Annotated in this window: 6 protein-coding genes; all 6 read right to left on the bottom strand. The window is 62.0% G+C overall.

Annotated elements, in window-relative coordinates:
* Positions 1–92: 92 nt before the first annotated feature.
* Positions 93–2,276: a YccS family putative transporter gene (yccS, locus tag ACW9HW_RS26380; RefSeq protein WP_457402217.1), complete on the bottom strand. Its 2,184-nt coding sequence runs from the start codon at positions 2,274–2,276 to the stop codon at positions 93–95.
* 265 nt (positions 2,277–2,541) lie between these two features.
* Positions 2,542–3,720 carry an NAD(P)/FAD-dependent oxidoreductase gene (locus ACW9HW_RS26375; RefSeq protein WP_457402215.1) on the bottom strand — a complete coding sequence of 393 codons (1,179 nt, stop codon included), beginning with the start codon at positions 3,718–3,720 and terminating at the stop codon, positions 2,542–2,544.
* A gap of 151 nt (positions 3,721–3,871) precedes the next feature.
* On the bottom strand, positions 3,872–5,209 hold the full coding sequence (dbpA, locus tag ACW9HW_RS26370) for an ATP-dependent RNA helicase DbpA (protein ID WP_256590301.1): 1,338 nt from the start codon (positions 5,207–5,209) through the stop codon (positions 3,872–3,874).
* 262 nt (positions 5,210–5,471) lie between these two features.
* Entirely contained in the window at positions 5,472–6,899 is a 1,428-nt protein-coding gene (gene mdtD / locus ACW9HW_RS26365) for a multidrug transporter subunit MdtD (RefSeq protein ID WP_457402213.1), read from the bottom strand.
* 210 nt (positions 6,900–7,109) lie between these two features.
* On the bottom strand, positions 7,110–8,447 hold the full coding sequence (locus tag ACW9HW_RS26360; RefSeq protein WP_457402211.1) for a TldD/PmbA family protein: 1,338 nt from the start codon (positions 8,445–8,447) through the stop codon (positions 7,110–7,112).
* Entirely contained in the window at positions 8,447–9,889 is a 1,443-nt protein-coding gene (locus ACW9HW_RS26355) for a TldD/PmbA family protein (protein ID WP_457402209.1), read from the bottom strand. The genes ACW9HW_RS26360 and ACW9HW_RS26355 overlap by 1 nt, the downstream gene beginning before the upstream one ends.
* Between the last annotated feature and the right edge of the window lie 223 nt (positions 9,890–10,112).

Genomic DNA, 10,112 nt, shown 5'->3' with positions numbered 1-10,112 from the left:
TGTTAAGTGGTGAATTCGTAATGTGTGATCGACACAATTCCCCTGTGGGAGCGAGCCTGCTCGCGAAGGCGCCAGATCCGACGCCGCCAATCTCAATCCTCGCTCGTATCCTTGATCAAATGCGCCGCCAGGGTCCGCAACGGCCCCAGTTGCCGGCAGATCAACGCCAGTTGCGTCTGCACCAGCCGCTGGCCTTCATCGATTTCATCGGGCATTTGCTCGAGCTCGTTGGCCAGCGCTTCTTCCTCATCGCTCTGAATCGCAATGGCGGATTTGCTGGCCAGCCCCTGGGCGATTTCGTCGATGCTGACCGCCAGTTTCACGCCGGCACCCTGGATCAAATGCTCGCGTACATCCGACGGCAGCTGGGTTTCCCGGTGCGCGCCCAGGCCTGACAAGTAACTGAGCAGCGTGTGCGAGAGCACCAGAAAACGGAACCCCACATCCGCTTCCTTACGGAAATGCCCCGGTTCCATCAGCATGTTGGCCAGGGTGGTCGACAGCGCCGCATCGGCGTTGTGCGCATTGCGCCGGGCCAGGCGATAAGCCAGGTCGTCGCTCTTGCCGGCAGCGTATTGCTGCATGATCTGGCGCAGGTAAATGCTGTTGCAGGTCAGGGTATTGGCCAGCACTTTGTTCAGGCGTCGGCCCTGCCAGTCCGGCAGGAAGAGGAATACCGCGAGACCGGCGATCAGGCTGCCGAGCAAGGTATCGAACAGCCGTGGCAGGAATAGACCGTAGCCGTCACCCACCTGGTTAAAACAGAACAACACCATCAGGGTGATCGCGGCCGTCGCCAAGGTGTAGCGGGTGGTGCGGTTGGTAAAGAACACCACCCCGGCGGCAATCGCGAAGCACGATTGGATCAGCGGGTTGGGGAACAGGTCGAACAGCGCCCAGGCCAGGGTCAGGCCGATGGCGGTGCCGATGATCCGCTGACCGAGTTTGCGCCGGGTGGCGCCGTAGTTCGGCTGACAGACAAAAAGGGTCGTCAGGATGATCCAGTAACCTTGGGACGGGTGGATCAAATGCACCATCGCATAACCGATGCTCAAGGCCAGGGGCAGGCGTAGGGCATGGCGGAACAGCAGCGATGTCGGCGTCAGTTGCGTACGCAGGCGCACCCAGACGTCCTTGAAATTGCGGGGTGAGCGGTCGAGCAGGCTGCTGTCGGTCGCGTCGGCCAGGGCATCGGGGTTGCTGGCGTCGCTGAGCAAGCGGTCGAGGGTGCCAAGGTTCGCCGCCAGCGCTCGCAACGAACGCAGCAAGCCGCGCCAGGCCGGGTTGCTCTGGATGCGCAGGTGTTCAAGGGAGGCGTGCAGATCGCTCAGGGCTTCGGCGAAGCTGGCGTCATAAACGAACGGCTGGCGCATCTGGATCGACTCGGCCAACGCCCGGCAGGCTTTCCCCTGCTGACGCAGCAGGCGCTGGCAGCGGAACAGCACGTCGCTGTGGAAGAACGCTTCGGCCAGGGCGTTGTAAGGGTAATGCGAGGAACTGGCGCGCTCGTGGATGTCCTGGGCGAGGAAGTACAGCTTCAGATAGCGGCTGACTTTCGAGCCCGGGCGACCGTTGCCCACGCGGTGGAGAATGATTTCCTTGGCCGCGTTGAGTGCGGCGACCACGCGACCGTTCTGCTGGGCCAGCTCCAGTCGCCGTGCTTCCACGTCCATCTGCCGGACGGGTTCGAACAGCGACGACTTCAACTTCAGGTAATAACCCAGCTCCCGGAACAGTTTCGCCAGGCTCTGCTGCACTGGTTGATTGGAAAACAGCGCCTGCCACAACACCGAGAGCAGGCCGTACCAGGCCGCACCGGCCACCAGCAGCACCGGCTCATGCCAGACATCGGTCACCGCGCCGCCGCGCTGATCCACGCCGATCATGGTGTAGACCGACAGAATCAGCGTCGCCGAGGCAATCGCGCCATAGCGTTCGCCCAAGGCACCGAGCATGGTCAGGCAGAAGGCGGCCAGGGCGAAGGCGATGATGAAAAAGATGGGGTAGGGGAACAGCAGTTCGACCGACAGCGCGGCGACCAGGAAACACACCAGCGTCACGGCCAGCGCGTTGAGGCGGCCTTGCCAACTGTCGTCGGTCTCGGCCAGGGCACTGGCGATAATCCCCAGGAACAACGGGATCAGCAGCCCCATTTCATCCTGATACCAACACAGCGCCATGGTACCGGTCAGGGCGATGAACACCCGCACGCTGTAGCTGAATTTATCCAGCGCCCAAAGGCGACGCAGAGACTGACTGAACGAGGTCGATGACATGAAATGCGAAGGCCTTCCGAGGCGATGCCGCTAAATTGAGCCAGTAATGACGCCGACGCAATGGCGGCGATCACATCTGACAGCAAAATCTGTTCCTTTACCGAACAATGCCCGCCTCCATTTTTCAGGCAGGCCAAGAAACCTGTGGGAGCTGGCTTGCCAGCGATAGCGGTCTGACAGTCAACAAAGTTGTTGGATGTACTGACCTCATCGCTGGCAAGCCAGCTCCCACAGTGATTGCATTTCACATTAGAGAAATGAGGTATCAGATGTACTGCGCAGCCGCGTAACCCGAAGCCCACGCCCACTGGAAATTGAACCCGCCCAGATGCCCGGTCACGTCCAGCACTTCGCCGATGAAATAAAGCCCTGGGCTTTTCAGCGACTCCATGGTCTTGGATGAGACCTCGTTGGTATTCACCCCGCCCAGGGTCACTTCGGCGGTGCGGTAGCCTTCGGTACCGGCCGGCACGACTTTCCAGCTCGCCAGTTTTTCGGCGATGTCCGCCAGTTCCGCGTGGGTGTATTGCTTCATCGGTTTGGAGACAAACCAGTTATCCGCCAGCAGGTTGGCCATCTTCTTGGTGAAGATTTCACCGAGCAGGGTTTTCAGCTCGCTGTTGGGGCGTTCGGCTTGCTGTTGTTGCAGCCAGGTCGGCACGTCGTGGTCTGGCATCAGGTTGATTTCGACGGTATCGCCTGATTCCCAGAACGAGGAAATCTGCAAAATCGCCGGGCCGCTGAGGCCGCGGTGGGTGAACAGGATGTTCTCGCGGAAACTCTGGTCGTTGCAGCTGACCAGGCAATCCACCGATGTACCTGACAGTTCGGTGCACAGCGCCTTGAGCTGATCGGTGATGGTGAACGGCACCAGGCCGGCGCGGGTCGGCAGCAGGTCGTGACCAAACTGCTTGGCTACCTGATAGCCGAAGCCGGTGGCGCCCAGGGTCGGAATCGACAGGCCACCGGTGGCGATCACCAGGGACTCGCAGGTGATCTGCCCCATCGTGGTATCCAGCAAATAGCCTTTCTCAAGCTTTTCGATGGTCTGGATCGAGGTGTCCAGGTGCAGGCTGACGCCGACCTGATTGCACTCATCGAGGAGCATTTCGAGGATGTCGCTGGATTTGTTATCGCAGAACAACTGGCCGAGCTTTTTCTCGTGGTACGGCACGCCGTGCTTGGCGACCATGCCGATGAAGTCCCACTGGGTGTAGCGGGCCAGGGCGGATTTACAGAAATGCGCGTTCTGCGAGAGGAAATTGCCCGGTTCGGTGTACATGTTGGTGAAATTGCAGCGACCACCGCCCGACATCAGGATTTTCTTGCCAGCCTTGTTGGCGTGGTCGAGCAACAGCACCTTGCGCCCGCGCCCGGCGGCGGTCAGCGCACACATCAACCCTGCGGCGCCAGCGCCAATGATCACGACTTCGGTAGAGCGCAAAACGGTGTCCTCTCAGTGTTCACCACAAAACAAACTGTGGGAGCGAGCCTGCTCGCGAAAGCGGTGTGTCAGTCAACCATGGGCCAACTGACAGATTGCATTCGCGAGCAGGCTCGCTCCCACAGGGGATCTTCGTAGGTTGGAAGATCGCTTACAAAATACGCACGCGCAACGAACGGCCCTTGATCTTGCCGTCGTTCAGGCGCTGCAGGGCCTGCTTGGCGACGCCACGTTCCACGGCCACGTAGGCCTGGAAATCGAAAATCGCAATCTTGCCGACCTGGGCACCCGGGATCCCGGCGTCACCGGTCAATGCTCCTAGAATATCGCCTGGACGAACCTTGTCCTTGCGGCCGGCAGCGATGCACAGGGTGCTCATCTGCGGCAGCAGCGGGCCGCCGCCCTTGGAGGTGAGGTTGTCCACCTGATCCCAGGTCAACGGCGTCTTCTGCAATTGTTCGATGGCTTGTGCACGCTGCGCCTCGGACGGCGCGACCAGGCTGATGGCGATACCTTTCTCGCCGGCACGACCGGTACGGCCGACGCGGTGGATGTGGATTTCCGAATCGCGGGCGAGCTCGACGTTGATCACCATGTCCAGGGAGTCAATGTCCAGGCCGCGCGCCGCGACGTCGGTGGCCACCAGTACCGACGTGCTGCGGTTGGCGAACATCGCCAGTACCTGATCGCGGTCACGCTGTTCCAGATCGCCGTGCAGGCCGACGGCGGAAATGCCTTTGGCGGTCAGGTGATCGACGGTTTCCTGAACCTGTTGCTTGGTGAAGCAGAAGGCCACGGTGGACGCTGGACGGAAGTGGCCCAGGACTTTGGTCACCGCGCTCATGCGCTCTTCCGGGGAGATCTCGTAGAAGCGCTGCTCAATCTGGGTGTCGTCGTGGAACGCCTCGGCCTTCACTTGCTGCGGGTTGCGCATGAACTTCGAGGCCAGCTGCTTGATGCCCACCGGGTAAGTGGCGGAGAACAGCAGGGTCTGGCGACGTTCCGGGGCCTGCATGATGATTTCTTCGATGGAATCGTAGAAACCCATATCGAGCATGCGGTCGGCTTCGTCGAGGATCAGTGTGTTCAGGCCATGGAGCACCAGCGAACCCTTGCGCAGGTGCTGCTGGATGCGTCCCGGGGTGCCGACGATGATGTGTGCGCCATGTTCCAGCGAAGCGATCTGCGGGCCGAGAGACACGCCGCCACACAGGGTCAGGACCTTGATGTTGTCTTCGGCACGGGCCAGGCGACGGATTTCCTTGGCGACCTGGTCGGCGAGCTCGCGGGTCGGGCACAGGATCAGCGCCTGGCAACCGAAATAACGCGGGTTGATCGGGTTCAACAGGCCGATACCGAAGGCGGCGGTCTTGCCGCTGCCGGTCTTGGCCTGGGCGATCAAGTCCATCCCCTTGAGGATCACCGGCAAGCTTTGCGCCTGGATCGGCGTCATCTGGGCATAACCGAGGGAGTCGAGGTTAGCCAGCATGGCGGCGGACAGCGGCAAAGTATTAAAAGCGGTGGCGATGGTGGTCACGGGACTGGCCTGCAAAACAAAATGTCGCGCAGTGTACCAGCCTCTGGCCACTTTCCTCGAAAGTTCTGGACGAACGCAAACCTGTGGCGAGGGGATTTATCCCCGTTCGGCGGCGAAGCCGTCGCAAAAACCTGTGTGCACGGTTCGCCTGATGGGGCACTGGGGTCGCTTCGCAACCCAACGGGGATAAATCCCCTCGCCACAAATGTTCTCCTCAATGTTCGATGTGTTCTTCCGGACGTTTGACGCGCCGTCCGTCTTCCCGCGACAGCTGGGAGAAGATCGTCGCCGCCAGCATCGCCATGATGCCAACGGTCACGAACGTCAGCTGAAAGGCGCCCAAAACGGTCTGAACGCCATCGTTCCCGATCTGTGCCGTGAACCCGCCGAGCAGCGCTCCGGCACAGGCCACCCCCAGGCTCAGGGACAATTGCGCCACCACCGACAGCAGGCTGTTGCCACTGCTCGCGCTGGCGTCGTCGAGGTCGATCAGGGTCACGGTATTCATCGCGGTGAACTGCAAGGAGTTGATCGCCCCGAGGATCGCCAGCAGGCACAGCAGCAGCCAGTACGGTGTCTGCTCGCTGACCAGGCCCATGCTCGCCAGCATGATGCCCAGCGCCAAGGTATTGCCGGTCAGCACAATGCGGTAGCCCAGGCGCTCGATCAGCGGTCGTGCCACCCACTTGGCGATCATCGCCGCCGCGGCCAGCGGCAGCATGCTCATCCCGGCCTGTGACGGTGAATAGCCCAGCGCCACTTGCAGCAGCAACGGCACCAGAAAGGGCAGGGCGCCGCTGCCGAGCCGGGCGAACAGGTTGCCGAGGATGCCGACGGCGAAGGTCCGGGTCTTGAACAGCGACGGTGCGAACAACGGATTGTCGATATGCCCTGCGCGCAGCCAGTAAGCCGCCAGGCAAGCCATGCCGCCGAACAGCAGCAACATCACCCGCAGGTGCGGTAAATGCAGTTCGCCCAGGCCTTCCATGGCGATGGTGATCAGGATCATCGCCGCCCCGAACAGCACAAAGCCAAGGCTATCGAAACGGGTGCGTTCGGAGCCGCGCAGGTCCGGGATGAATTTCCACACGGCGTAGCAACCGACTACTCCCACTGGCAGGTTGATCAGGAAGATCCAGTGCCAGGTCAGGTATTCGACCATCCACCCGCCCATGGTCGGGCCAATCAACGGGCCCAGCAGGCCAGGGATGGTGATGAAACCCATGATGCGCACCAGCTCCGAGCGCGGGTAGGCGCGCAGCACCACCAGCCGCCCGACCGGCAGCATCAACGCGCCGCCCAGCCCCTGGATCGCCCGGGCGCCGATCAGCAGGGTCAGGCTGTTCGACATGGCGCAAAGCAGTGAGCCGAGGCTGAACAGCAAAATGGCGCCGAAGAAGATTTTCCGGGTGCCGAAACGGTCGGCGATCCAGCCTGAAGCGGGGATCAGCAACGCGACCGTGAGCATGTAGGCGATGATCACGCCCTGCATGCGCAGCGGGTCTTCCGCCAGGTCCGCGGCCATGGCCGGCAGGGCGGTGTTGAGGATGGTCCCGTCGAGGGACTGCATGAAGAAGGCAATGGCGACGACCCACGGCACCCAGCGGGCGGTGACAGGGTCGAGAGGCGGGCGGTTGGGCATGGGACCTCATTCCGGTTGTTAACGCTGAATCAGGGTTGGCAGTAAACTCTGTGGCGAGGGAGCTTGCTCCCGCTCGGCTGCGAAGCAGTCGTAAATCCGCTGTACGCGGTGTGTCAGATGTTCCGTGGTTGCTTGTTTTGGGGCCGCTGCGCAGCCCAGCGGGAGCAAGCTCCCTCGCCACAGGATCCCCGGAGCCCCGGGGATTTGTGTTTACAGGGTCAAGGTCAGCCGGCTGACCAGTGCCCCCGGCAACAACGCCGACGCCGTTGCCCGCTGGCTGTAGGTGCTGGCCGACAACAGCAACTCGCGTTCGGCGGTCAGCGCTTCCAGCTGCGAGCCCAGCAAACTGTAGGCACTGTCATCGAAACGCATGGTGCTGACCGGTGCCTGGATCTCGCCGTTCTCGACCCAGAAGGTCGCAAAGCGGGTCATGCCCGTCATGCGTGCCCCCGGCTGGTCCGAAAAATTCAGGTACCACAGGTTGCTGATGTACAAACCGGTGCCCAGTTGCTTGAGGACGTCCGCCTCCGGCAGCGCCCCAGCCTGCATGTTCAAGGCGTTCGGCGATTCCCCGCCGCTGGCGCCGTTGGCGGTCAGGCCATACTCGGCGGCGCTGCGTGAGCCGACCAGTTGCGCGCCGGCCCTGCCTTCGACAATCAACTTGAGATCACTGCGCGGATAGCCTTCGTCGGAGAACGCCGGGCTCAACGAACCACTGACTTTTTCATCCAGCGACACCAGCGGGCTGAAGCTTTGATCACCCCCATAGAGCTTCTGCAGCGGGCTGCTCTTGCTGGCAATCGACTGCGCCGAGAAACCACCCCAGCACAGCATGCCCATGATTTCTTCCAGCGCGGCCGGCGCCAGGTAAGCGCGGTATTGACCCGGCGCCAGGGTGCGCGTTGGTCGCCCCAGGTAGTCAAGCTGCTCGCGGGCCTGCTGGAAGCGCTTGGCAAAACCCTCATTGCTCCAGTCGTGCCCGGCGTAGCTGGCCTTCACGGCCTGGCCGTTTTCATGGAACAGGCTGAAGTCGAAGTTGAAGCTGTTGGCCTGATGCCAGCCGAATGCCCCGGCGGAACTGGCGAAGCCACGGCTGATCGGACCTGCCGCGTAGAAACCGACCAGGTCCAGGCCTTCGGCGGCGCGGGTGATTTCGGCGACTACTTGCTCGGTATCCGGCAGTGGATGCTCTTGAACATTCTTGCTCTGCCAACCGTTGTAGTTGAGCAGCAGATAGGGGTCTTGCGGCAGCAGCGGCAGGGTTTCGCGCAATTGTTGCAGGCCTTCGGCCAGGCGTTGTCGGTCCACCTGCGGATCGCCGGACAGGGTGATGTCGAGGTCGGCGTGACGGCCATCGTTGATCAGTTTCAGACTGAGGCTCGCCTGCTGGACCTGCCCGGCCTGGCGCACCTTGGCGTGGTTGAAACGCACGAAGGCCGACGATTCGGCGGCATAGCCGAGGGTGAACTGTTCCGGTTCGCGCAAGGCTTCGCGCAAGCCGTTGACCAAGGCCTTGAACGATTCGGCTTGAGCTTTGGACGTACTCATCAGGCGTCTCCCCCAAACACATCAACATTGCTGAACACACAGGCCGGTGACGCATGGCCGACGCGGATCACCTGGTTCGGCTCGCCCTTGCCACAGTTCGGGGTGCCAAGGACCTTGACGGTGCCGGCATCGCCGACAGCGCTGAGGCTCTTCCAGAACTGCGCGGAAATCGCCCGGTAATTCGGGTTCTTCACCACGCCCTTGAGTTCGCCGTTCTCGATCAACTGGCCCCATTCGCAACCGAACTGGAATTTGTTGCGCGCATCGTCGATGGACCAGGAGCGGTTGGTGCTCATCAGGATGCCGTGTTCGATGTTGCCGATCAGGTGTTCCAGCGGTTGATCGCCCGGCTCGATGTTGAGGTTGGCCATGCGATCGATCGGCGGACGGTTCCAGCCGCAGGCGCGGCTGTTGGCGACGCCGTCCAGTCCAGCGCGGAATTGCGACAGCGCACCGCCCAATGGCCGAAGCAACAGGCCTTCGCGGATCAGGAATTGTTTGCTGGCGGCGCTGCCGTCGTCGTCATGGCCGTAGCTGGCGAGCTGTTCGGGAATGTCCGGGTCGAAGGTCACGTTGAGCAGTTTCGAACCGTATTGCAGGCTGCCGAAGTCGCAGGCAGTGACGAAACTGGTGCCGGCGTAATTGCGCTCGTCGCCGAGGATGCGGTCCAGTTCCAGCGGGTGGCCGATGGATTCGTGGATCTGCAGCATCATCTGGTCGGGCATCAGCAGCAGGTCGCGCGGGCCTTGTGGGGTGTTCGGCGCCAGCAGCAATTGCAGCGCCTGATCGGCGATTTTCGGGCCGGCACCGAACAGGCCGCAGCGACTGATTACATCAAAGCCGCCCTGTTGGCCGAAGTTCTCGCGGCCCAAGGTGCGGGTCTGGCTGTCGTTGCCGTCGTAGGCGGTGACTTCCAGGCCGGGATAGACGAAGCGCTGTGCCTGGCGCAGTTCGGCGCCTGCGGTATTGAGGTAGATCTGCTCGACGTGGGTGATGCCGATGCTCACCTGCCAGTTCACCAGGCGCTCGTCCTTGGGCGCGGCGGCGGATTCGGCGCCGAGCAGTTGATAGCAATCGCTCAGGGACGGGAACGGCTGGTCGAGGTTGGGCGAGAAGTAGTCGGCGCGGTCGCTGGACACGGCTTGTTCGCGCAGGTCCAGCAAGGCGTGGGGCTTGAGTCGACGGGCCTGCTGTTCGGCGCGTTCGAGGGCGGCCTGCAAGCCCTGTTGCGACAGGTCATTGGTGGCGGCATAGGCTTCGACGCCGTTGACCCGTACGGTCAGCATCGCGCCTTCGTCACGGCGCAGGCTCGGCGGTTCCGCCACGTTCTTGCGCACCGACAGGTACTGGCCGGACTCGCGCACATAACGCAGGGAAAAGAATTCAGCGCCCGTGCGCAAGGCAGCGAAGCGCTGCTTGAGCTGGGGGTGGAAATCGAACATTCGGGAACCTCCTTGGTATGGAGTGAGGGCGGAGCGGTGCTGCAAGGAGAGGAGTGAAACGATTGCGTGGCGCTAGAGTAGGCCTGCGTGGGAGCTGGATCAAGGATGGAGCGGTGCGGGAAGGTTTAACCGGGGTGAGCCAGATACAGATGTGTTGTTTTACAAGGCCTCTTCGCGAGCAGGCTCGCTCCCACATTGGACCTGTGAATAACTCAGGTCTTAT

Source organism: Pseudomonas sp. SDO5532_S415, from assembly GCF_054071155.1.
Note: the sequence above shows the minus strand (reverse complement) of the source record. Positions and strands in the feature narration are given on the sequence as shown.